This window comes from Bryobacter aggregatus MPL3 (assembly GCF_000702445.1).
GTDB lineage: Bacteria > Acidobacteriota > Terriglobia > Bryobacterales > Bryobacteraceae > Bryobacter > Bryobacter aggregatus.
Window position 1 is genome coordinate 1,148,447 of record NZ_JNIF01000004.1, and the last position, 23,777, is coordinate 1,172,223.

General features: G+C 56.5%; 22 protein-coding genes and 1 CRISPR repeat array (1 of these 23 cut by a window edge). Of the genes, 14 read left to right on the forward strand and 8 right to left on the reverse strand.

Annotated elements, in window-relative coordinates:
* A CRISPR array of direct repeats spans positions 1–387; the repeat unit is 32 nt; unit sequence GTCGCGCCCTTCACGGGCGCGTGGATTGAAAC (it extends 1,607 nt beyond the left edge of the window).
* A 244-nt stretch (positions 388–631) separates the two neighbouring features.
* The 3 genes from M017_RS0124725 (at position 632) to M017_RS0124740 (ending at position 5,929) form a co-directional block, all read left to right on the forward strand.
* On the forward strand, positions 632–2,374 hold the full coding sequence (locus tag M017_RS0124725; protein WP_031500922.1) for a TonB-dependent receptor plug domain-containing protein: 1,743 nt from the start codon (positions 632–634) through the stop codon (positions 2,372–2,374).
* Positions 2,375–3,227: 853 nt separating this feature from the next.
* The gene (locus tag M017_RS0124735; protein ID WP_031500924.1) at positions 3,228–5,135 is read left to right on the forward strand and encodes a PAS domain-containing protein; all 1,908 of its coding nucleotides are present in this window, start codon (positions 3,228–3,230) and stop codon (positions 5,133–5,135) included.
* Between the two features lie 11 nt (positions 5,136–5,146).
* Positions 5,147–5,929 carry an SDR family NAD(P)-dependent oxidoreductase gene (locus M017_RS0124740; RefSeq protein WP_031500925.1) on the forward strand — a complete coding sequence of 261 codons (783 nt, stop codon included), beginning with the start codon at positions 5,147–5,149 and terminating at the stop codon, positions 5,927–5,929.
* On the opposite strand, the gene M017_RS28320 is transcribed toward M017_RS0124740, so the two are convergent.
* The 6 genes from M017_RS28320 to M017_RS0124770 form a co-directional block, all read right to left on the reverse strand.
* Complete coding sequence (locus M017_RS28320; protein ID WP_031500926.1) at positions 5,926–7,470, reverse strand: sensor histidine kinase; 1,545 nt, start codon at positions 7,468–7,470, stop codon at positions 5,926–5,928. The two genes, M017_RS0124740 and M017_RS28320, sit on opposite strands and share 4 nt — an antisense overlap.
* Before the next feature lies 1 nt (position 7,471).
* Positions 7,472–7,837 (reverse strand): response regulator, encoded by a 366-nt coding sequence (locus M017_RS0124750; protein ID WP_031500927.1) that lies wholly within the window; start codon positions 7,835–7,837, stop codon positions 7,472–7,474.
* Between the two features lies 1 nt (position 7,838).
* Positions 7,839–10,004: a response regulator gene (locus M017_RS0124755; protein ID WP_051670841.1), complete on the reverse strand. Its 2,166-nt coding sequence runs from the start codon at positions 10,002–10,004 to the stop codon at positions 7,839–7,841.
* A 226-nt stretch (positions 10,005–10,230) separates the two neighbouring features.
* Positions 10,231–11,640, reverse strand: a complete 1,410-nt coding sequence (locus M017_RS0124760) for a sigma-54-dependent transcriptional regulator (RefSeq protein WP_031500929.1) — start codon at positions 11,638–11,640, stop codon at positions 10,231–10,233.
* A gap of 80 nt (positions 11,641–11,720) precedes the next feature.
* On the reverse strand, positions 11,721–13,403 hold the full coding sequence (locus M017_RS0124765; protein ID WP_238326037.1) for an OmpA family protein: 1,683 nt from the start codon (positions 13,401–13,403) through the stop codon (positions 11,721–11,723).
* 83 nt (positions 13,404–13,486) lie between these two features.
* A complete protein-coding gene (locus M017_RS0124770; protein WP_031500931.1) occupies positions 13,487–13,729 on the reverse strand; it encodes a hypothetical protein in 243 nt (80 codons plus the stop codon).
* Positions 13,730–13,929: 200 nt separating this feature from the next.
* On the opposite strand from M017_RS0124770, the gene M017_RS0124775 reads away from it, so the two are divergent.
* From M017_RS0124775 to cax, 7 genes are all read left to right on the forward strand, one after another.
* On the forward strand, positions 13,930–14,133 hold the full coding sequence (locus tag M017_RS0124775; protein WP_031500932.1) for a CsbD family protein: 204 nt from the start codon (positions 13,930–13,932) through the stop codon (positions 14,131–14,133).
* A gap of 180 nt (positions 14,134–14,313) precedes the next feature.
* Positions 14,314–14,994, forward strand: coding sequence for a lipid-binding SYLF domain-containing protein (locus M017_RS0124780; protein WP_031500933.1), 681 nt, complete (start codon positions 14,314–14,316; stop codon positions 14,992–14,994).
* Positions 14,994–15,512 (forward strand): BON domain-containing protein, encoded by a 519-nt coding sequence (locus M017_RS0124785; protein WP_031500934.1) that lies wholly within the window; start codon positions 14,994–14,996, stop codon positions 15,510–15,512. The genes M017_RS0124780 and M017_RS0124785 overlap by 1 nt, the downstream gene beginning before the upstream one ends.
* 6 nt (positions 15,513–15,518) lie before the next feature.
* Positions 15,519–15,731, forward strand: coding sequence for a hypothetical protein (locus M017_RS0124790; RefSeq protein WP_031500935.1), 213 nt, complete (start codon positions 15,519–15,521; stop codon positions 15,729–15,731).
* Positions 15,732–15,757: 26 nt separating this feature from the next.
* Positions 15,758–16,108 carry a TraR/DksA family transcriptional regulator gene (locus M017_RS0124795; RefSeq protein WP_051670844.1) on the forward strand — a complete coding sequence of 117 codons (351 nt, stop codon included), beginning with the start codon at positions 15,758–15,760 and terminating at the stop codon, positions 16,106–16,108.
* Positions 16,109–16,191: 83 nt separating this feature from the next.
* On the forward strand, positions 16,192–17,721 hold the full coding sequence (locus M017_RS0124800) for an Hsp70 family protein (RefSeq protein ID WP_155121615.1): 1,530 nt from the start codon (positions 16,192–16,194) through the stop codon (positions 17,719–17,721).
* Entirely contained in the window at positions 17,718–18,785 is a 1,068-nt protein-coding gene (cax, locus tag M017_RS0124805; RefSeq protein ID WP_031500938.1) for a calcium/proton exchanger, read from the forward strand. Before M017_RS0124800 ends, cax begins: the two co-directional genes overlap by 4 nt.
* Here cax and M017_RS0124810 read toward each other — a convergent pair.
* Positions 18,775–19,905 carry a serine hydrolase domain-containing protein gene (locus M017_RS0124810; protein ID WP_035958824.1) on the reverse strand — a complete coding sequence of 377 codons (1,131 nt, stop codon included), beginning with the start codon at positions 19,903–19,905 and terminating at the stop codon, positions 18,775–18,777. The genes cax and M017_RS0124810 overlap by 11 nt on opposite strands.
* A 26-nt stretch (positions 19,906–19,931) precedes the next feature.
* Positions 19,932–20,567, reverse strand: a complete 636-nt coding sequence (locus M017_RS0124815) for a MarC family protein (protein ID WP_051670846.1) — start codon at positions 20,565–20,567, stop codon at positions 19,932–19,934.
* A gap of 111 nt (positions 20,568–20,678) precedes the next feature.
* On the opposite strand from M017_RS0124815, the gene ybaK reads away from it, so the two are divergent.
* From ybaK to M017_RS0124835, 4 genes are all read left to right on the forward strand, one after another.
* Positions 20,679–21,137 (forward strand): Cys-tRNA(Pro) deacylase, encoded by a 459-nt coding sequence (gene ybaK / locus M017_RS0124820; protein ID WP_031500941.1) that lies wholly within the window; start codon positions 20,679–20,681, stop codon positions 21,135–21,137.
* 69 nt (positions 21,138–21,206) lie between these two features.
* Entirely contained in the window at positions 21,207–22,451 is a 1,245-nt protein-coding gene (locus tag M017_RS0124825) for a S41 family peptidase (protein WP_051670847.1), read from the forward strand.
* Positions 22,452–22,468: 17 nt separating this feature from the next.
* Complete coding sequence (locus M017_RS28960) at positions 22,469–22,816, forward strand: FmdB family zinc ribbon protein (RefSeq protein ID WP_035958828.1); 348 nt, start codon at positions 22,469–22,471, stop codon at positions 22,814–22,816.
* Positions 22,817–22,887: 71 nt separating this feature from the next.
* Positions 22,888–23,748: a hypothetical protein gene (locus M017_RS0124835; RefSeq protein WP_031500943.1), complete on the forward strand. Its 861-nt coding sequence runs from the start codon at positions 22,888–22,890 to the stop codon at positions 23,746–23,748.
* The last annotated feature ends 29 nt before the right edge of the window (positions 23,749–23,777 follow it).

The window sequence follows — 23,777 nt, forward strand, 5'->3', positions numbered from 1 at the left end:
GCCTAGTCATTGAGCGCATTGAAAACGTCGCGCCCTTCACGGGCGCGTGGATTGAAACCGCCACCCGGCCACGTAGAAGCAGTAGCCGGGGTGTCGCGCCCTTCACGGGCGCGTGGATTGAAACTCGAGCGCTTTGAAGAATGCATTTACGGCCTCCTGGTCGCGCCCTTCACGGGCGCGTGGATTGAAACAATCCTTTTTACTCGGGAACTCAGTATTATGGCGTCGCGCCCTTCACGGGCGCGTGGATTGAAACCCTACTCGCCAGCCGGAGTACTCCGCCGCGCTCGTCGCGCCCTTCACGGGCGCGTGGATTGAAACCTCAGTGGATCGCGGCCCCTCTGCGGCGTCCGCTGTCGCGCCCTTCACGGGCGCGTGGATTGAAACGATCGCCCGCACAGCTTTGTCTCCAAGGGCGGAGTCGCGCCCTTCACACCCAATGTTTTTGAGCGCCTGCTTCACACGCAGGAGGTCCGGGATTCGAGTCCCTGCGCCCCGTGATGGAGACAAGTTACCAAGCTGATCGTGCCTTCCCCTGCAATCGCAGCCTCACTCACACTCCTTTCAAACAGCGGTTTGAAACGCCCCGCCAATCGGAGGAAGCGGCCGACCGGGTATCCTGAAACATTCGATGAGATTTTGCTTTTGGCTGCTGTTCACAAGCGCATTATTAGCGCAAGAGAAGAAAAAAGAAACACTAGTCGTCACTGGCTCCTACGAAGCCATCCCACTAGAAGAGGCGGAGCGATCGGTACGCGCAATTCCAGCGAAGGAACTCACGCCGCTGGCGTCTTCGATCGTCGACTATCTCCATCTCGACGCCGCACTTGACCTCAGGGGCCGGGCGCCCAATGGCGTCAATAGCGGCCTCTCCATTCGCGGCGGAAGCTTTGGGCAGACCCTCGTCCTCTGGAATGGACTGCGCCTGAACAGCGTCCAGAGTTCCAACCTCAGCATGGACCTCCCCATTCCCCTGGAGGCCATGACTCAGATTGAGGTGCTAAAAGGTTCCGGTTCCACCCTCTATGGATCAGACGCCACGGCGGGAGTGTTAAATGTCATCACCAGTCCGCCAGAGAAATCAGAAATCCGGCTGCGAAGCGGGTTTGGCAACTGGGGAACCCAACAGCAACATGCGTCGCTCGCCTACGTCCATCGGCTGTTCTCCGAACACCTCACGTTCGCAAGAGACTTCTCCACGGGCTTTGCGCCCAACCGCGACTACCGCAACTTGAGCCTGGCCTCAGAAACTCAGTTCAAATCCACTTCGATTACTCTCGCGTTGAACGATCGTCCTTACGGCGCCGATCAGTTTTATGGCAACTACAACTCTTGGGAGCGGACGAAATCCTGGTTTGCCGCCATCCGGCAGCGCATCGATCGAAAAACGGAAGCGTCCTTTGCTTACCGGCGCGCGAGCGACCTCTTTGTTCTCTATCGCGACCGTCCGCAAGTCTCCACCAACCGCCATGTCTCAGAAACCTACCAAGGCAGCCTGCGCCGCACCGATGGCCACTTCCACTACGGCGCCGAACTCCTGGCCGATCGCATTGACTCCAACAATCTGGGTCATCATTCGCGCGCGCGCAGTGCCGTATATGCAGCCTATGATATCCGGGCGCTGAAGCGATTCTCCTTCACTGCCGGGATTCGCGACGAGATCTATCGGAACTTCCAGCACGAGTGGAACCCGAGCGTCGCATTGGGATATTGGGCAACGGACCGGCTCAAGTTCCGGGCCTCGGCCAGCCGTGCGTTTCGTCTCCCCACCTATACCGATCTCTTCTACCGCGATCCAGCCAATATCGGAAATGCGCTGTTGCGTCCGGAACGGGCCTGGACCTACGAAGGGGGTCTCGACCTCCGCCTCCTTTCCCGGACTCAAGTTGCAGTAACCGTATTTCAGCGGCGCGAACGGGACGGAATCGACTTTGTCCGGACCACCACCACCGAGCCCTGGCGAGCCATCAACTTCCAGGCACTGAACTTTACCGGACTGGAATCGCTCGTCACCACCCGATTGGGCCACCATAAGTTCGACCTTTCCTACAGTACGCTGCATGGCGCACAGGATGTGCTCGATAACCTCCAGTCGAAGTATGTCTTCAACTATCCACGTCAATCCGGAGTCGCAAGCTGGCAATGGTTCTCAAATTCTGGACTGCTGCTGCGATCCAGAATCGGAGCGATGGAACGTTTCCAGCGAGATCCTTATGCAGTCTGGGATCTGTACGCCTCCTGGCAACACGGACGCGTCAGACCCTATCTCCAGTTTGCCAACCTCACCTCGACTCGCTATCAGGAATTCGCCGGGATCGCCATGCCTGGCCGGAGCGTCATCGGTGGAATTGAACTCGTGTTGCTCAATCGGTAAGTATCCCTCGGTAAAGCTGGGGGGCCTTACGGTAAGAGCCGCTCAAAGTAGCTATGCGGGGTCGCGAGTGCGACCCCAGAAATGATACTTCGGCGGAATCGCAATTCTCCTGTGCACAGGATCTGGCATCAGATGCTCTTCCTCAATGCAGCTCTCACGCTGTGCTGCCAGTTTCCGTAGGTCCAGGTATAGATTCCTTTGCCGGCATCTTGGCCGGAAGATGGCTTGGCGGCTCACCTTCTGGAGTGTCTCCGAGGGACTCCCGAATGGGTCAAACGGCTGCTGCCTCCCCAGCAAAGCGGCGGCCCTCCTGCAGTAACTGGCTGTCGCTTTGCCGTTGGTGTGGTTGGGGATCGTTCCTCGGACACCCGATTGAGAGATCACACGCCGAAACAAGAGCTTGGAAAGCGGAGTCTTAGATTCAGAATTGAATGATGAGCTCCGTTCCCAATCCAGAAGATATCCTCGCGGAAACGCGGATCCTGCGCCATATATCTGATTTTGACAATGCGCTTACAAGCAAACAAGCGATGTCCCTGGAGAGCATCGCACCTAGCTTGATGCGCAGGGAACAGCCGCTCAGACGTTTGAGACTTCGCGGCTCCAGCAACGGTGCGATTGCGGCCGGCTTTCCCGTTGAGCACCGCTTGAGGGATCTGAGGCCGGATGCCAATCCCCTGGCGCTTCTACCCTCTCCCATTAGCCGCAGCCTTTTCACAGACCCTACCCTCATGGCACGAGTCTTTGAGTTCCCTCAGAACTTCCCGCGTCGAGGACGAAACCTGACTCTGCGCTCGATCGCCTGGAGTGGGTACACAATGCTGCGCGGAGCGGATCTGCGGCGAGTGAGGGAATGACATCCGATAAATACGAATCTGGCCGCATTTTGATCCTGGCGCCCTTTGGTCAGGATGGGGAGTTCATCCGGTCTATTTTACGAGCCGCGTCAATTGATGCAGAAGCTTGTTCCAATCTGGAAGAGATGCTCGATGGCGTGCGCCTGGGAGCTGGCAGTCTGTTGATTGCCGATGAGGCGCTGACGTCCAGCAATGTCGAAAAGCTCGAACAGACGCTGACCAAACAACCTTCCTGGTCTGATCTTCCAGTCATTATTCTCACCGCCGAAGGAGAGACGAACGAATCCATCCGCGAGCGCTTGCAGATTCTTGCGCCGCTCGGCAATGTATCGCTGTTTGAACGTCCGCTGCGCAAGGAAACCATGGTCAGTACAGTCACAACCGCGCTGCGCGCCCGGCGTTACCAGTATGAGATCAAAAAGCAGCTCGAGAAAAATGAACAAGATGCGCAGGCGCTTCGAGAGAGCGAGGAGAGGCTACGGATTGCGATTGATACCGCCCAGATGGGGACCTGGGAGTTGGATGTCCGCACAAGCGAATTAACCTGCTCCGCGCAATCCAAGGCGAACTATGGTTTTGGCCCTGAGGAAGCCTTCACCTTCCCGATGTGGATGGCGGCGGTTCATCCTTTGGACCAAACGAAGGTACAGATGGCCCTGGATCATGCAATCGAGCAGGGATCCGATCTGCGGGTCGAGTACCGCGTGATCTGGAAGGATGGATCGCAGCATCACATTCTGACAAGCGGCCGCTCGCACTGGAGCGCCGGGCAATCTGTCCGAATGGTCGGAGTTTCTCTCGATGTCACGGAGAGAGTCACAGCAGAGGCGGCATTAAGACGAAGTGAGTCGCGCTATCGCACCTTGGCGGAATCTCTCCCCCAACTTGTATGGACCGCTCTGCCCAATGGCGATTTCGACTATCTCAGCAGCCAGTGGGTGGAGTTCACTGGCATTCCGGAACGTCTCCAACTCGGGCTCGCCTGGTTGCACCTGGTGATCCATCCCGACGACCGCCACCGCACCGAAAATGCCTGGAAGGCAGCCATCGAAGGGCTTGCTCCCTACGATCTGGAATATCGCATTTGCAATTACAAGGGCGAGTATCACTGGTTCAAGACTCGCGGGACGACGATTCGCGATGAGAATGGGAAGGTCGTCAAGTGGTTTGGCACCTCAACCGATATCAGCGATCGCCTACAGACGGAGGAGACGCTCCGTCGCGTGAATCGGGAGTTGGAAGAGTTTGCCTATGTGTCCAGTCACGACTTACAGGAACCCTTGCGCATGGTGAACATCTTTACCGAGCAGTTGTTGCGCCGCCATGTGCCACAGGGAAATGCAGAAGCCGAGACCTTTGCGAACTATATCCAAAGTGGCGTCACGCGGATGGAGCAACTGATTCATGACCTGCTCGCTTACTCGCGAGCGATCCATGCCGAGGACCGGCAGTATGCGCCCGCCAGCCTCAGCGCCGCGCTCGAAGACGCCATGATCGTAATGAAGAACCGGATTGAAGAAACCAACGCGGTGGTGAACTGCGAATCCTTACCCATCGTCGCTGGCGATACGGGACAGTTCTCCCTGGTGTTTCAGAACCTGCTGTCAAATGCACTCAAGTATCGCCAGGAAAATCTGCCGCCAAAGATTCGCGTTTCGGCGGAACCTGCTGGGGCGGAATGGGTGATTTCTGTCGAGGACAATGGCATCGGCTTCAAGCCTGAGTACCGCGAACGGATCTTCGGGCTTTTCAAGCGTCTCCATAAGGACAGTCACCCCGGAACGGGACTGGGACTGGCAATTTGCAAGAGGATCGTCGAACGTTATGGAGGCCGCATCTGGGCCGAGTCCGTGCCCGATCAGGGCTCAAATTTCTCTTTTGCGTTGCCCCGGTACACAGAATAGACTGAAGGCTCATGCAGACTTTTCAAGGAATCGATTTACAGGGCAGAAATGCTGTCGTGATTGGGGGAACCTCGGGAATTGGCAAGACCCTCGCGATCGGAATGGCCAAGGCGGGCGCGAATGTCGTGCCGACAGGACGAAGAGAATCAAACATTGCAGAGGTCTGTTCCGAAATCGAAGCGCTGGGCAGAAAGACCGTCCGCAAGACCTGCGACGCCAGTGTGCGAGCGAGTCTCGATGAGTTGCGCGACGCCGTCGTGGCTGAACTGGGAGGCGTCGATATCCTCCTGAATGCGGCCGGGCAGACCTTTCGTAAGCCCACCATCGATGTCGAAGAAGCCGAATGGAACCGGATCATGGACGTGAATGTAACGGGCATGCTCCGCGCCTGCCAGAGCTTCTATGCACCGCTCAAGGCAAGCGGCAAAGGGAGAATCATCAACATCGCCAGCCTGAGTTCTTTTGTCGGCCTGACCCAAGTGACGGCCTATTGCGCCTCAAAGGCCGCCGTTCTGAGCCTCACCCGTTCGCTCGCAGTGGAGTGGGCCACAGACCACATCAATGTGAATTGCATCGCGCCTGGCGTCTTTCCGACCGAGCTCAACTCGGCACTGCTCAATGGCACTGAACGCGGCCGCGAGTTTCTGATGCGGACACCCATGAAGCGCTTCGGGAAACCCGAAGAACTGGTCGGCGCCTGCATTTTGCTGGCGAGCGATGCGGCAAGCTTTATCAGTGGAGAGAGCATCGCCGTCGATGGCGGATTCCTCGCCTCGGGCGTAAATTCGATCTAAAGCTTCGGTAAGGTAAACAGAAAAGTCGAGCCGGCGCCGCGGACAGAATTGACCCAGATTTTACCGCCCGCCTGCTCGACGGCTCTTTGAGCAATGGCCAGCCCGAGTCCACTGCCTGGAATGGAATCTCCATGCAAGCGATGGAAGGGTTCAAAGATCCGCTGCCACTGGTCTTCTTCAATCCCAATTCCGTTGTCTCGAATCGCAAGCAACCAGGAGTCGGCCCGTTCTTCAGATTCAATGAGAATCTGCGGGGAGGCCATGCCGGCATACTTGATCGCATTCCCGATCAGGTTTTGAAACAGATACAACATCTGCTTGAAGTCTGCCTCGACACACGGCAAAGAGCCTGCAACAATTTGCGCATTGGTAGACTCGATGGCTTCCTGCAGATTTGCCATCGCCTCGGAGAGCACCCAATCCAGTTCGATCACCTCAATGAAGGGTTCCACTTGCCCCAGCCGGGCATAGACGAGCAAATCCTGGACAATTGAGCTCATGCGGTGGCAACGTGAGAGACAGTCTGCGGCCAGCACACTCGAAGTCTCCCCTTCGCTTTCCGGAAAGGAATTTTGGATCGCGCGCAGATTCGTCTCAATGGTGCGCAAAGGCGCCTGCAAATCATGCGAGGCGACCATCACAAAGCGTTTCAACTCTTCATTCTTCACCTCGAGAACGCGCCCGAGTTTCTGGCAATCCTCATAGAGATACTTTTGGCGGATTGCCGAATGCAGCTTGGCGCGGAGAAAGCTCCGTTCCGTTGGACGAATGATGTAATCCGTGGCGCCAAAGTCGATGCAGCGGGCGGCCTCGGAGAGTTCATCCAAAGCTGATAACATCACCACCGGTACCCCAATCCAATCCGGCTGCCCGCGGATCGCTTTTAAGACCGTGGGGCCATCCATTCCGGGAAGCATCATGTCGAGCAGCACGCAATCGAACTGCTGCCGCTCCATCGCCTCGAGCGCTGCCTCGCCCGTTTCCACCATCTCGACATCCAACCCAAACTCCATCAGTTGCCGATCGAGGAGTTGCCGATTCGCCTCACTATCATCAACCACCAACAGTCTCCCCTGGATCCGCAGATCCGTCGGGACCGTAGCCGAATACGGTTCATCCACATCGATCGTCCTCGCTATCCCGCGGCTGACATGCAGAGACTCAATCACCGGCTGGTCAAAAGACGAACGGAGCCCAATGAAGGCAGACTGGATCCGCTGGAGATCGGACAGATGTGCAGGGGGCAACTCATTCAACAGCGCGCCGATGCAATGCTCCATGTCGCGCAAGATTCCCCCCATCGATTCGAGGGCGCTCGCGCGTAGGGTCGCCTCATCAGAGACATCGCCATTGAATAGCCATTGCGACGTATGCAGAATCCGCCGGGTGGCATTTTGCAAATCGTTCAGAAATGCGATACAGGACGGAGGCATTTCCGCCTGGCCATCGATGCTCAAAAGCTCCGCATAGCCAAGGATCTGGTTCAGGTCTGATCGAACACGGTGCCGGAACTCGGCAAGCTGGAATAAGGTCAGATGCATTTTAGCGAGGAAGATACCGGTTCATCAATGCCAGCAGGACGTCCATCTCGATTGGTTTCGAATGAAAGCCGACACAGCCTGCCTCCAGCGCCAAAGTGCGGTCTTCTACCAAGGCATGCGCGGTCAGCGCAATCACTGGAATTTCCTTCGTCTCCGGATTCCCCTTGATCTGGCGCGTGGCATCCCAGCCATTCATCCGTGGCAAGCTCATGTCCATCAGAATCAGATCCGGATGGATACTGGCAGCTTTTTCGACCCCCTCGACACCATCCACCGCCGCCTCCACCTCAAAGCCGCGGAAGCGCAGCCGTCGCTCGAGCATGTCGCGATTTACTGCGTTATCTTCCACAATCAAAATCTTCGCCATACTAAATCCTTCTCCGGGCGTATCGGCCCAGACGCGCCGAGACATCCCGCGACAGGGACTCCAGATTGAAGTCCCCTTTTTGTACCAATTCCACCACCCGCCCATTCATGCGGCGGCGATCCTCTTCCGTAACATCCTTCGAGGACACAACAATCACCGGGATCTTCCGTAAGGGATCCCGCTCCCGCAGTTGTTCAAGAAAGGTGAAACCATCCATTTCCTCCATCAGAAGATCGAGAAGAATGACGCTGGGAGGAGCATTCGAGTCGAGAAACTGAAGCCCTTCAATTCCATTGGCTGCCGTAAACGCCTTCCAACCGGCCGAAACCACCGCGCGTTCGATCGAGACGCGGGTGAGTTCATCATCCTCCACAATCAAGACCACGCGTGGGGTATCCAGTGCGCAGTGCCGGTCCAGAGACGCAATCAAGCGGCTACGATCCACAGGCTTCGTCAGGAAGTCGACGGCGCCCAAGCGGTAGCCCTTATCCTGCGCGTCCTGAATCGACATGAGGATCACTGGGATACTTGCAGTCAAAGGATCTGCTTTCAGGTCGTTGAGAAGCGTAAACCCATCCCGCTCGGGAAGCACGATATCGAGGATGATGCAATCGGGCTTGAGTTGCTTGATCAGCTTCTCGCCCTCGGTTGCGTCCATGGCGGAGACCACGTCATAGCGGTCTCGTGACAGCATCCGCCGCACCAGATCGCAGACATGGACATCATCGTCAATCACCAAAATCACCGGATGGGTGCCCGTTCTCTCCGTCATGGTGTTGGAGCACTTCTCAATGGGTTTGAGACGCACCGGCACTTCGATCGAAAAGGTGGAGCCCCGGCCCGGAGCGCTCTCCACGCTGATATTACCCTCGAGAAGCTTAACAAAGCTCCGCGTAATGGCGAGCCCTAAGCCCGAGCCACCGTACTTGCGCGAGGTACTCGAATCGGCCTGGACAAACTCATCGAAAACACGGTCCACCTGTTCCGGCGTCATCCCAATCCCACTGTCCGACACCGAGATCACAATCGAAGGGCGGCTGGCACCGGCCAGATCACGGAGGCGCAGCCAGATGTCGCCGTCGGTCGTAAACTTTGCCGCATTGGAGAGCAAATTCGTGATGGACTGCTTGAGCTTGGTCCGGTCGGTATTGAGCATGAGGTCGGGCCACTGCATCTCAATGTGGAACCTGTTATTGTGCTCCTCCATCTGCGGCGCGATCAGCACAGTCAACTCCTCCACTAACTCCGCCAGAGAGAACTCTTCCGCGTTCACCTCCATCCGGCCGGCCTCCACCCGCGAAAGATCGAGCACGGAATTGATCAGAGAAAGCAGCGTCTTCCCGGAAGACTCGATTCGATCGAGATCAGGCAGAAACTGCCGCTCACCCGTCATCTCCGCCTGTTCCTTCATCAGACCGCTGTAACCGATGATCGCGTTGAGCGGCGTGCGGAGCTCGTGGCTCATGTTCGCAAGGAACTCGCCCTTGGCCCGGCTCGCATCCAGCGCCAGGCGGGCCTGCCGCTTCAGATTGGAGTGCGCATAAAGAAAAGAAACAAAGAGCACCACGAGCCCAATCAAAGAACCCAGAAATGCCATCAGGCCGCGATCCTGCGCCACCCGGAAATTGGCCTCCTGGCTCACAGACAGCTCCTTTGAGAGCTGCTCGACCTGCGTCCGCATCTGGTCCATTAACACGCGCCCATCGCTGGCCAGCACAAACTCCAGCGCCGCATCGCTTCCCAGACGATCCCGGGTGGAGATGGCTTGCGCCATTTGATCGAACTTCTTCTGCGATGTGGCATCGAAATCGTCGATGATCTTGTGAGAACCGGTCAGAGTATGGTACTCCTCCCGGAACTTGTCGTGCAACTCGTTAAAGTGGGCCAGCGCATCCCGGTAGGATTCTAAGTATCCGGTACTTCCCGTGAGGAGGTAGTCTCGCTGTGCCGCATCGGCGTCGAGAGTGAGCGTGAACAGTTGATTGAGTCTGGAGAAGGTTTCTTGATTTGCGGTGATGCGCGGAAATATGCTCTGGATCTCGTGCCAATTGGAGAAAACAATCGTTAAACCAGCCAGGAAGACGACACTAGCCAACCACAACCAACGGTTGCTCTGCGCCTCTGCAAAAATCGGAATTTTGCCCGCGGAAACGGTAGTGCTTGGCATCCTGTTAGCAGTCTATCGTTCTCGTGCAAGTAGTTAGCCAAAGATTGGACATTTTGGCATGATCCTTTCGATTTGAGAGTACTAGAATCGCATCTCATTAGAAACACACGATCGTGCCAAGCGGAGCTGGATCCTGGCTTTCATGCTCTTGCTCGAATCTACACACGCCAACCGGGTGGATTTGTAACAGTTTGTGTATTTAGGTAACGAATCACACGAATGTGAATCAATCTGAGGAGGATTCTGCAGTGGCGGCTTCGGCGCGATATTGGTTGATTTTGGCATGGAGCGTCTTCGCGCTAATTCCCAACATAGCCGCACTGCGCGTCTTATTCTGCCTCGTGTGATCCAACGTTGCTTCAATCAAGGTGCGTTCCGCTTCATCGATCGTGTGGCCCACACGGACATCCAGCGTCGGATGTTCTTTCGCCGCCTCTGTGGCAGGCACCGGAAGCACCGGATTGGCGGCCGTCGCGTTCGGCAACCAGATATGGTGCGGCTGCACCAGACCTTCTCCGGCAATGATCATCGATCGTTCAATTACATTCCGTAGTTCCCGGATGTTTCCATCCCATCGCTGCGAGCGCAACAGGTTCAGCGTATCAGCGTGGAAGCCGGCCACTCGAGTTTCATGTTTCGGATTGAGCCGGGCCACCAGGGTCGCCACAATCAAGTCGATATCCTCGCGGCGATCGCGGAGCGGGGGTAACTCAATATGAAAAACATTTAAGCGATAAAACAGGTCTTCGCGGAGCTTCTGCTCTTTGATCGCCTGCCGTGGGTCGCGATTGGTTGCCGCGATGATCCGCATATCAACTTTAATGTCATGTTTCCCACCAATCCGGCGGAGTGTATAGTCTTCAAGAACACGAAGGAGCTTTGCCTGTGTGGGCATCGGCATCTCCCCCAATTCATCCAGAAAGAGGGTGCCGCCATTTGCTTGCTCCATACAACCGATGCGGCGATCAACAGCTCCGGTGAAAGAACCTTTCTCGTGTCCGAAAAGTTCACTTTCCACCAGCGCCTCGGGAAGGGCCGCGCAGTTAATCGCGATGAAAGGCTTATCCGCGCGCCGGGACAATTCATGCACTCCCCGTGCCACCAACTCTTTGCCGGTTCCGCTTTCGCCCGTCACCAGGACAGGCGCATTGCTTGGAGCTACCTGGCGGATGAGCGCAAAGATATGCTGCATGCTCGCGGATTGGCCCACCATTTCCCCGATAGAACCCTGGAAACTCAGTTGGCGGCGGAGTTCCACCACTTCATTCTTTAAACGCCCATGCGACGCAGCTCGATCCAGAAGCAGTTGCAGGCTTTTTCCATCCACCGGTTTTTCAAGAAACCAGAAGCCGCCCAGATCATGCACCACCGAGATCGCCATCTCGACGCTGCCAAAGGCCGTCAAAACAATCGTCGGAGGAAGATTTCCCGACTCCCGTAAGCTCTTCAAGAGCTCAAAACCATCAACCCTCGGCATGCGAAGGTCCGTGACGATGATGTCCGGATTGTAGATCGCCGCCTTCTCCAGGCCATCCTGGCCATCGACAGCCGTCTCAATCTCATGCCCTTGCGCAGAAATCAACGAGGCGCATCGCTCGCGCTGGTGAGCATCATCTTCAACGAGCAGAACTTTCATAGGCAGCAGTCCTTATTATCCAATCGCAGAAAAATGCCGGGTGGCCCACAAGTGAGCCCACCCGGCGAACAAGTTCAACTTTAGTTCTGCGTGGGAGTCGCAGTGCTGGTGCGTTCGATGATCGCACCCGACACCACCATCTCCACCCGGCGATTCTGCTGCCGGCCCGCCGCGGTTGCATTGTCTGCTACCGGCATGGTCTTCCCGAAACCCTTCGAGGTGACCGAAGACTCGTTGAGCCCCTGCTTGATCAGATAGTCGCGAACGCCGCTCGCGCGTTTTTCGCTCAGCACCTGATTCATCTCCTCACTGCCGACGGAGTCCGTATGGCCTTCGACTTCGAGCTTCAGCCCTGGATGGGCCAGCACGATGCCAGAGATCTTGGACAACTTCTCGCGGGCGGCGGGACGGAGCGTGTATTTGCCCGTATCAAAAAGAACATCCGACATATTGACGATTAAACCCCGTGCCGTATCGCGAGTTTCAAGAATCAGATTAAATTGACGGCGAAGTTCGTCCCGCAGTTGCTGCTTCTCCATTTCCGCCTTCAAGCGGCCGGCTTCCGCGGCATCCGCCAGGGCCTTCATCCGCAGTTGCTCTGCCTCCAGCTTCTGGCGTTCGAGCATCGCCGCAACACGCTGTTCTTCGAGCTGCTTTTGGCTCTCGATCACACTCAACCGCGCACGCTCCGCTTCCGCCTTCGCCACTTCGGCACGTTGCCGTGCCGCTTCCGCTTCGCGCTGCTGCTCGAGCGCATCGTTCTTGGCGGCGAGGGCTGCGGCAGTGGCTTGGGCCTCCGCCAGACGAGCCCGTTCCCGTTCCTGGTCTGCACGCAACTTCTGTGCATCAGCCTGCTGGCGCAGCGCCGTCTGGCTCTCCGCTTCCGCATTTGCAGCCGCCACACGGGCTTCCTGAGCCTTCCGCTGATTTTCCGCCTCTTCTTCATTCCGAAGTCTGACCGTAATCAGACGGGCATCCTCGGCCAGTTGGGTGACGTTGCGTGCCAGAGTCTGCACCTTTTTCTTATCTTTGGTGGACTTCCAGAAGGACTCCGCATTGAGCAACTCCACATCGGCCTTCTTCATCGTGTCGTTTGCATATTGCCGGGCACCTAGCGTGCTGGCGATGGCGAGTGCAAAGCGTGCCTCCTTCAGGTCGAGCGGAGAATCGGAACGATCATCCTTGGTCAGGTTGCGGTCCGCCTTGGGCAGATACGCATTGTAGGATCCTTTCTGGAGCAACTCAAACTTCGTCTCGATCGGCCCGATGGTGCCGGACGTGGAGCCGGAGTTCTTATTGACGATTACGTTCTCCAAAATGACCATGTCACTCGGTTGTGTCACGGCATAATAAGGCTCCGCGGTCACAATCATGCCGAAAGCCTGGAGTTCGGTCGTCGCCATCAGCTTGGCCTTCTCACCATCGAGATAGACCTCGCCCATGTTCGTCGCCCGGCCTTCCGGCGTGATCGCCCAAAGGACATAGGTCAAATATTCGTTGCCAAATACCTGGGGCGGCGGCAATTTGTCGAAGTTGACATCCACTTTTGTCGCCCCCGTCTTGGATTCGACCCGAGCCTCGCCCTTCGCTTTGGGCGCATAGCTGGTGCCGGCAAAGCCGAGCACAGTAGAACCGTTACGGTGATGATAATTGATCGCCTTGACACTCCGGCTCACCGCCGTGACACGGAAGACGGGGTAGGGCCCGTCCGCCGTATCTGGAATGTTGGTTTGGGTTGGGTTCGGGGCTTGAGCAAATGCCATACATCCGAAAAGCAATGTGGCAGTAGCTAGACCGAAATGGTTTTGCTTCAAAATCGTTCGCATTATCAATCCTTTGAGATAGCTTAGTTGGTTTCGAGCGGCGCGGTCTGGAGCCCTGCCGACTTCACCGTCGCCTTATAAGTTGCTTTGGCTGCTTCCACGGAGTTCGTGATCGCTTTTCTCTGCGTCGCCGCCTTGTTCCAGGCATCATGGGTCGCCCCATCAACAGCGTCGAGCGCTTGCTGCCTGATACTAGGGCAGAATGCCAATGTCGCGGAGACGCCAGCACAGATACCAGCGAGAAATATGGAGAATGATTTGGTCATTGGAGTCGATTTCCTTTCCTGCCGTCAGGTCGATACGGATCTATTAGCATTTGCCGTGCCAAAGTGTGCGGTTGCGAACTTTTGTAAGCGGACACACGCTCTGCGAAGAAAAGTAACGAGTCCGGAATGGTGCTTCGACTGCAGGGACTGGGTTGCGCTGGTCATTCTGACGGCGGAATTCAATCGATTGGAAAACGAAAATGAACACTGAACAACTCCGCGGAGATTGGGAACAACTCAAAGGAAAGATTAAGCAACAATGGGGACATTTGACCGAAGACGACCTAACCGTAGCCCAAGGGAAGGCGGAAGAACTTGCTGGAAAAGTGCAAGAACGCTACGGAATCGCGAAAGAAGAAGCAACGCGCCAGGTCAATGATTTCTTGAAGAAACATCAATCTTAGTTTCTTTTCGACAGGCTGGCTTCGTTCTTGAAGTTGACCGGAAAAAAGCGGCCGCAAGGCCGTTTTTTTGTTTTTTACACTCCAACTGTTACGAAATTACCTAGCACGAGTGCATTTTACAAACGAAGAGTCGAGATAGTTTGGCACGACACTTGCAAGAGAAGCCCACAGGAGATTTGAATGAAAGTACTACTAACCATCCTCACCGCCTGCGGACTCATGCTGGGAGCAAAAAATCAGCAGGCCGAAGCCGTCAAGAGACTCACCGCCTCGAAGGAAGTGCTGACGGATGCGCTGAACGCTGGCGACAAAAGCATTCCAAGGGACCTGATTGAAAAGGCGCACTGCATTGCCATCATTCCGAGCATGAAGCAAGGCGGATTCATCGTCGGGGCCAAGTACGGCAAGGGTGTCATGTTCTGCCGCAAGGAGAGTGGCGGATGGCGCGGTCCGGCGACCGTCCGGATTGAAGGCGGCAGCTTCGGGCTCCAGATCGGCGCCGGAGAAGCGGACGTCATCATGCTCGTGATGAACAAGACCGGAGCGGAAAAGATTCTGAAGAATGAGTTCAAATTGGGAGCCAATGCCGGAGTGATGGCCGGACCGCTTGGCCGGACCGCCCAAGCCGAGACCGATGTCTTTATGCGTGCGGAAATTCTGGGCTACTCCCGTTCGCGCGGGGTGTTTGCCGGAATCTCCCTCGACGGTTCCACTCTTCGGGAAGATCTGGACGATAACGCAAAGCTTTATGGCAAGAAGCTCTCGAACGAACAAATTCTGCTGGAAGCCCGGCCGACTCCTGCAGTGGCCCGGCCGCTGCGCAACATGCTGAACCAAATTTCTACCTGGGAGAAGAAATAATGCGGATTCTTTCTGCAGTCCTGAGCACCGGTCTGATCGCGACGCTCTTTCTCGGAGCGGCGAACGACCCACAGCAGACCCTCGAACGGCATGTCCGTCACGAGTTAGTCATGCTGCCTTATTACGGCGTTTTTGACAACCTGATGTTTCAGGTAAATGGGCGCGAAGTCCGGCTCCTGGGACAGGTATCCCGTCCCAGTTTGAAACCGGACGCCGCCCGGGCGGTGAAGAATGTCGAAGGTGTTGAGACGGTTGTCAATGACATCGAAGTGCTTCCGACCTCGCCCAATGACGACAGAATTCGCCTGGCAGTATATCGAGCGATTTACGGGCACAACACCCTCAATCGTTACGCACTGCAGGCGGTGCCGCCCATCCACATTATTGTCAAGAACGGCAATGTGACCTTGGTCGGAAGAGTGGCCAACGAGATGGACAAGAATATTGCAAATATCCAAGCGAATGGAGTCAGTGGCGTCTTCTCCGTGAAGAACGAACTCATCGTAGACAAGGGGTAACTAGGGATGACCAAAGCGATTGCAGCTGCATTGATCGTATTAGGGGTAATCGGGTTGGCTTGGGGTGGCTTTAGCTACACGACCACAGAGAAGGCGGTAGACCTCGGCCCGATTGAGATGAATAAGAAAACAAAAAGAACGATTCCCGTGTCGCCAATTGCAGGCGCCGGCGCCCTGATTGGTGGGATCGCCCTGCTGGCAACGGCCAAGAATCGCTAAAGACACAAAAGGAAAGGAACTCTCCCATGAACACAAAAAATATCTTACTCAGCCATCTGGAAGCGAATCGGAATTCACTGCGCAGCCGTGATGGACTGACAATCGAAAATGTTGCGGAAGAAGCAGAATTGACCCGGAACATTGTCGAACGGGATCTCGAAGCAGCCCGCATGAACCTCTGCTCCGACATTGTGAAAGAAATCCTGGATGCGCTCGACCGGGTGGAAGAAGGTGTCTATGGGATCTGCATCGACTGCGAGGAGCCGATTGCCGAACGGCGATTGGTCGCCCTCCCTTGGGCCAAGCGCTGCCTCAAATGCCAGGAGGCGGCGGATCGGCGCTCCACGACTGGCTATGAACATTCCATTGCCGCCTAAGGAGTTGTTCTCCACCGTATGATGAAGACTATGGAGCAACACTAGCTTTGCGGCTCGGAGTTGATTTCGGAACAACCAGGATCGTGGTTTCTTGGGTTGACCGGGGGAATTATCCGTTAGCCTCATTTGATTGTGCCGATGGAGCGAGCCGGGATTGGTTCCCGGCTCTTGCCGCATTTGCTGAAGATGGCAGCGGCGCCCGTGCCTACGGCTGGGATGCCTGGATGCGGCAGGCCGAAACAGGCTGGATTTTTGTACGAAGCTTGAAACGCCTTCTCAGTGACAGCGGGCCCAACACGGCGATCCGCGTCGGAGCCCAACGCTTCCCTGCCCTGGAGATCTATCGCGAATTGGCCTCCGCCTTGAAGCACGCCCTATTGAGTTCTTCCAGCATGGAGATCCCACCGGGAGAAGAGCTGGAGGTGATTCTCGGGGTCCCGGCCCATGCGAACTCGAACCAGCGCTTCCTGACGGCGGAAGCATTTCGTCTGGCCGGATTCCAGGTTCTGGCCATGCTGAATGAGCCTTCTGCCGCAGCCATTGAGTTCGGTCACCGTAACAAGATGACAAAGGACAAAATCCTCGTTTATGACCTGGGCGGCGGCACTTTCGATGCGTCGATCGTGGCCATGACCGAGACGGAGCGAAGCGTCCTGTGGAGCGAGGGCATCGCCACCTTGGGCGGAGACGAGTTTGATCTCGTGCTGGCCGAGATGGCACTGGAATCGATTGCCAAAGAGGCCAGTGACTTTGACCAACAACAATGGTTCTCCCTGGTCGAGGCCTGCCGCGAAAAGAAAGAAGCCCTGCACCCCAATACAAGAAAGATCGAGATTGAAGGCGAGGGTTGGACCGCCCGCCTCGCAGTAGCCGACTATTATGAACGCGCCTGGCCCTTAGTGGCAGAGACCATGCACGCCACCAACGACCTGCTACAACTGGCCGGCGGCCTGGAAACGATCGAGGCCGTGTATGTCACTGGCGGAGGAAGCGAACTCCCTCTTATCTCACGCCAACTCCGCGAGGAGTATGGACGCAAGGTCAAGCGAAGCGCCTATATGCGGGCCGCCACCGCCATCGGACTCGCCATTCACGCAGACCAGCAGAGTGGCTACACCTTGCGGGAGCACGCCCACCAGTACTTCGGTGTCTGGCGGGAAGCCGACCAAGGAAGCCGGGTAGTCTTTGATCCGATTTTCAGCCGGGGGATGCAGCTCCCTGCCGCCGGCGAAGCCCCGCTCACCGTCAGGCGGCTCTATCAGCCGGTACACAATGTTGGGCATTTCCGTTTCCTCGAGTCCACACGGATTAGTGAGGAAGAGCAACCGGCTGGCGAGATCAGTTACTGGGACGAGATCCTCTTTCCCTTCGATCCAGCCTTAGAAGATGTAGCCGAACTCAGTTCCGTATTTGTCGAACACAGTGAACGCGCCGCCGCCTGCCAGATTGAAGAAACCTATCACTGCGATGCCAATGGCAAAGTGAGTGTAGAGATTCAGAACTTGAGCACAGGACACCGGAGGCTCTATCCGCTGGCTCGCTGGGGCCGGAAAGAAGAAGTGGTCGCCGCCGAGAAGACAACCAAGCGCCGGAAGAAAGCAGCAAAAGCTTGAATTGGCTCCTGCTCCTCAGTCCTGTCGTGATGTATCTGCACTTCACGCACTCTCAAAACTCAACCGTCATTTTCGTTTTGGCATGTGCCGCCATTCTGCCTCTCGCGGGCTGGCTTGGACACGCGACCGAACATCTGGCAGCCAAAACCAATGACAGCGTAGGCGGCTTGCTCAATGCAACCTTCGGCAATGCCGCCGAACTGATCATTGCCATCAGCGCCTTGCGCGCCGGGCTTTACGATGTCGTCAAGGCCTCGCTCACCGGATCGATCATCGGCAACCTGCTGCTGGTGCTCGGAGCCTCGATCCTGGCTGGCGGATTGAAGTATCGCGAGCAGCGTTTCAGTGCACAAGCGGCCAAGTCGCAAACCACCTTGCTCGCCTTGTCTGCGATTTCCCTCATTCTTCCCGCCTCCTTCCACTATCTGACTGCGGGCAACCCGGGCGCGATCGAACGGGAACGGGATCTGAGTCTCGAATTCTCCATTCTGCTGCTCGTGATCTATGGATTGAGTCTGCTATTCAGCTTGCGAACGCATAAGCACTACTTTGCCACCGAAGCCGAAGAAGAATCCCACGAGAGCGCGTGGAGTGTCCCGAAGAGTCTGAGCATCCTGGCCTTGGCGACGGCCACCATTGCCGTGATCAGTGAAATCCTGGTCCACCACGTCGAGCATGCCGCCACCAGCATGGGGATGTCGAGTATCTTCGTCGGCGTTATCGTCGTCGCCATTGTTGGGAACGCTGCCGAGCACTCCACCGCCATCCTGGTGGCGCGAAAGAATCGGATGGATCTGAGCCTGTCCATCGCGATTGGCTCCAGCCTGCAGATTGCGATTTTTGTCGCGCCGCTGCTGGTGGTGCTGAGTTACTTTATCGCGCCAAAACCGCTCGATCTTGTCTTCACGCTGAGCGAGGTGATCGCCGTCGTGGTGAGCGTCTTTATCACCGCGCAAGTGGCCGATGACGGCGTCAGCCATTGGATGGAGGGCGTGCTACTGCTGGGCGTCTACATCATGCTCGGCATTCTCTTTTTCTTTCTGCCGGTTGCCGTTACAAAGTAGCAGCCGTTTGGAAGGCCAGGCGTACGGGCGAATCGTCGCTGTTGGCAAAGTTCGAGCGCTGCACCATCAGAATGTAAGCAACACCTTTTACCGGATCAATCCAGGCCTGGGTCCCGTAGGCGCCGCCATGGCCGTGCGTGCCCGGACTGAGCATCGCAGACACACCCTGCGGGGTCTTCACAACACACCAGGCCAGTCCCCAGCCGTTGCCCGGCGTAAAGCCGGTCTTCAAATCGCCGCTCTGGATGCTCGTCATCTGGCGCACAGCCTTCTCACTCAGATAGCGTTTGCCGTTGAGCTTTCCGCGATTCAGAATCATCCGGGCAAACTGTGCGTAATCGGGAGCCGTGGAATAAAGGCCGCCGTTGGGGGCGGGATAGCGATCCGTCGCCGTCGCAGGCTTTCCATGCAGCAAGCTCACCTTCGCCGGAACCAACTGACCCTCTTTCTCTTTGCGCGCCGGAATCACAACCCGGGACACCTGGTCCGGACGAATGTAAAAGGTAGTGTCCTTCATGCCCAGAGGCTCAAAAAGCCGCTTGGCGAGAAACTGTTCAAAAGGCATTCCTGAAATCACTTCGACGATTCGCCCCAGCGTATTGATGCCGGACTGGCAGTATTGCCACTTCGCCCCCGGCTCGAACAACAGCGGCTTGCTCAGAATCGCAGGCATCAATTCCGCGAGTTTCGTTGCGGCGGCCGCTTCTGCCGCCGTTGGTTCCGCCAAACCGGAGCTATGGGTCAGCAGTTGCTTGAGCGTCAGATTGGCGGCTTGGCCCGATGGCGTTTTCAGCGCGGCAAACTCAGGCAGGTGCTTGCTGACCAGATCGTCGACAGAGAGTTTGCCTTCATCCTGGAGCATCAAAATGGCGGTGCCCGTGATGGGTTTTGTCATCGAAGCAATCCAGAAGATACTGTCCGTCCTCATCGGCCCTGTGTTGTCAGGTCCGGCCTGCCCCAAGGCTTGGAGATGAGTGACCTTCGTTTTGCTCGCGACTAAGGTCACCGTGCCGGGGACTTCTTGTTCGGCAATCATCTTTTTCATCGCCGCTTCGATGTGCGGATTGCTTTGCGCGGACAGGAGCAAAGCGCTGAGACTGACAAGGGCAAGGCGAAACATCAACGCCAGTGTATCGAAATATGGCGCTAGTGGCCCTTGAGAATCTTGAAGCCCGCATCGAGAAGAATCTGCACGCCAAGACAGAGCAGAATAAACGCCGAGAGCCGGAGCATCACCACACTGCCGGTTTCCCCGATCAGCCGCACCAGCCGGGGTGCGGAGCGATAGCAGAGATACACCACGCCAGAAACCAGAAGCAGCCCCAGCACGGTGATCAGCGCTGAGAAATCAAGGATGGTACCGTCTGAGAAGATTCCGGCGCCCAATGTGATCGCCACCGAGATCGATCCGGGACCACAGGTCAGAGGAAAGGTCAACGGGTAGAACGCGCGGCTGGAGATGATCTCATCGGTGGGTTCGCTCGCCAGATTCTCGTGTGCCGGTGCCGCCTCGCTTCGGAGCAATCGCCAGCCCGTGCTGGCCACAAGCAAGCCGCCTCCGATACGGACCGCATCCAGGGAGAGCCCAAAGAAACGGAGAATCAGCGACCCGAGGAAAGTCGCCGCCACCAGGAGGATCAGTGTATTGAGTCCAATCCGGCGAGCCATCGAAGTCCGTGCCTGCTCCGGCCAACCGGCCGTCATCCCCAGATAGATCGGAGCCAAACCAATAGGATTGATGATCGGAAGCAGCGTGAAGACCACAAGAAAAAGAGACTTCAATGCGGTCGCTACGTCGGGTTGCATCAGGCGGACCAGACTCTCTGGGAGCGTCGCACACGTTTGCGCATATGCACTACTTTAGACTGAAGTGTGGCGGCAAAAACAAATGCGATGCGGCTGCTGGACCAGTTGGGCATCCGCTATGAAGTGCGTGAATACGAAGTGGATGAGAGCGACTTGAGCGCGGAATCCGTCGCAGCAAAGATCCAATTTCCTGAAGAGCAGGTCTTCAAGACCCTCGTTGTACGCGGCGATGTCCACGGCGTCTCGATGGCGGTAATCCCTGCCAATACCGAACTCGATCTCAAGGCCCTGGCTCGCGCAACAGGAGACAGAAAGGTCGAACCGGTTGCGCTCAAGGAAGTACTGCCGCTCACAGGCTACATCCGGGGCGGCGTCACGGCGCTCGCCGCCAGGAAAGAATACCCGGTGCTCCTCGATGAGCTGGCGCAACTCTTCGACCAGATCAGCATTTCTCCCGGCCAACGTGGCATGCAGATCTTATTGAATCCACTCGACTACGCCCGGGCGGTGGGAGCGAAAATGGCCGGAATTTCGAGGTTTAAGTGAATAGGCTGTTGAAACGAAAGCATTTTGCTCCCGTCTGATAACATTAGGTTGCGGAGATAGCCAAACACTATGAATCGGCGTTTTCAATTTCTTTTCGTTTCTTCCTCACTGGCCGCAGTCCTACTGCTGCTGGTGGGCGTCAAGCTTGGTCGTAGCGCGAACAACAGCGACGATCCTTACAAGCACTTCGGTGTTTTCAGCGAAGTGATCACGCGCATTAAGAGCGACTACGTCGAAGAGCCCGACATGAAGAATGTCACGCTCGGAGCATTGAATGGCCTTCTGGAATCGATTGACCCCTTTGCCAGCTATCTGAACGCCGATCAGTTCAAGCAATATCAGGCCACCAAGGGGGCCACCAAAGCGAATGTCGGTCTCATCCTGAGCCGCCGCTTTGGATACGTCAGCGTGGTGGATTCCATTCCTGGTTCCCCAGCCGACAAAGCAGGCTTCAACACCGGCGATATGCTCGAGACCATCAAGGGGATTTCCAGCCGCGACATGCCGTTGGCCTTCGCCGAGATGCTCTTAATGGGCGACGAGGGCACTACGGTTGAGATCCAGGTCCTGCGCAGCCGCAAGCCGGAGCCCGAGAAAGTCACCCTCACACGCGCCAAGATCAGCTATCCCACTCCAGTACTCACGCTCGGCCCCGATGGCGTTGCCACCTTTGTGGTGCAGTCGCTCCAAGGCTCGCTGAAGGATTCTGTCAAGAAAGGTCTTGATACAGCCATCGCAAAGGGCGCCAAGAAGCTGATTATCGATCTTCGGAATTGTGCCACCGGCGAACCTGCCGATGGAGTTGAGATCGCGCAATGGTTTCTCGATAAGGGAGCCATTGGCAGTGTCAAAGGCCAGCGTAGCGACAATGTGAATTTCACCGCGGAAGCTGACAAGCAGATCTGGAAGTTGCCGGTGGTCCTGATTGTCAATCGCGGCACAGCCACTGCGGCTGAGGTCTTTGCCGCCGCACTGCTGGAGAATAAGCGTGCGGACTTGGTGGGAGAGCGCACCTATGGCGATGCGTCCATCCGGAAGGCTCTGTCTCTCGACGACGGTAGCGCGGTGATCCTGAGTGTCGCCAAATATTACGCGCCGAATGGCAAAGCGATCCAGGACACGGGTGTGACCCCGAATTATCCGATGCTCGACGCCACTATCGGCGGCGATGAGGATCCGGACGGCGATGGCATCCCGAATGCCCCCCCGGCCGAGAAGCCCAAGGAAGACCTCCTGATGAAGAAGGCGATCGAGCTCGTGAACGGCAACAAGACCATGGCCGGCATCAATCCCGATGCGGCATTGCGCCGATAAGCTGCGAAAATAGGAATATGCCGATTTACGAGTACCGCTGTGCGGATTGCGGTAAGACCTTTGATGCGATTCAGAAGTTCAGTGATGAACCCTATACGAACTGCGGGCAGAGTGCGAGCCTGGAGTGCCCCACCAAGGGCAAGGGACATGTCAGCCGTCTGATGAGTACACCTTCGTTTCACTTGAAAGGGACCGGCTGGTATGTAACCGATTATAAGAAGGGCGGTTCCTCCTCATCATCGAGTTCGTCTAGCGCTACAGAGTCGAAAAGCGAGTCAAAGACGGAGACCAAGAGCGAGACAACTCCGGCGAAGAGCAGCGAGAGCACCCCAAGCGCGCCGGCTTCCCCGGCCAAGGCAGACTAGAGTTTTCCCATGCAACCCAAGAGCGGCTCCAGACGCGATTCCGTCTGGGGCCGTAGTCTTTTTCAAGCGAGATGATTCGAAATCTGAAAGTTTTTCTCCTGGCCGGCTGTCTTTGGGCCACTGGATCTTCCCTCTGGATGGGAATGCAGGAGGCACAACCAGTCATCCAGGTGCTCCGCGAGTGGAAGCGCATTCCGGCAGTCGTGGTGAGCACCAGCAACCCCACGCATGTGGAGCTTCTCCTCGTAGACAAGACGCCGATTCAAGTGCCAGTCACACCCGCCTCGCTTTACTCCCTCCAGGAACACGTCACCGTCCTTGAGAACCCAACGCAGCCCGGGGAAAGACTCGTCTATGGAAAATTGAACCTCTGGTATTTGCCGATCGCCTGGACGCTCACTGCATTTTTTGCGTTCCTGACGCTAGCCATCCTTTTCTTTCTTCCAATGGGGTCACTACAAACCTGGACCGCGCAGGGTTGGCAAAGCACGCAGAAGACACTTCCGGGCACAGGTTGGGTCGTAGAATTGCGGCCCGGCCCGTCGGCAAGAGAGTCCCTCTGGCGAGCATTCTCCCTCGCCGCCCTCGCCATGGTCGCCTTCGCCGCACTGGATCGGGGTGGCAACCTGTTGCTGCGCATTCCGATGGCTTGGGCTGGGGTCGCGTATCTGCTTCTGCTGCTCTATGGGATGAGCCTGCGGGCGACCAAGCGGATTCGAGCCAATGAATTCGGAGTAGAGACTCACTCCAGATGGGAAACCCGGTGGGTCGCCTGGGAGGAGATCCGAAGTCTTGAATTTGTCCCCAAATATTCCAAATGGCTCTTTCGGAATGCGGCGGGACGCGATCTATTGGCACTCGATCGCGAAGAAATATCCCAGGATCAACTCGATCTATTTCTTACTTATGCAAGACAAAAGATCATAAGTTAGGATAAGATCAATTGCGGCGTCCTACAGTT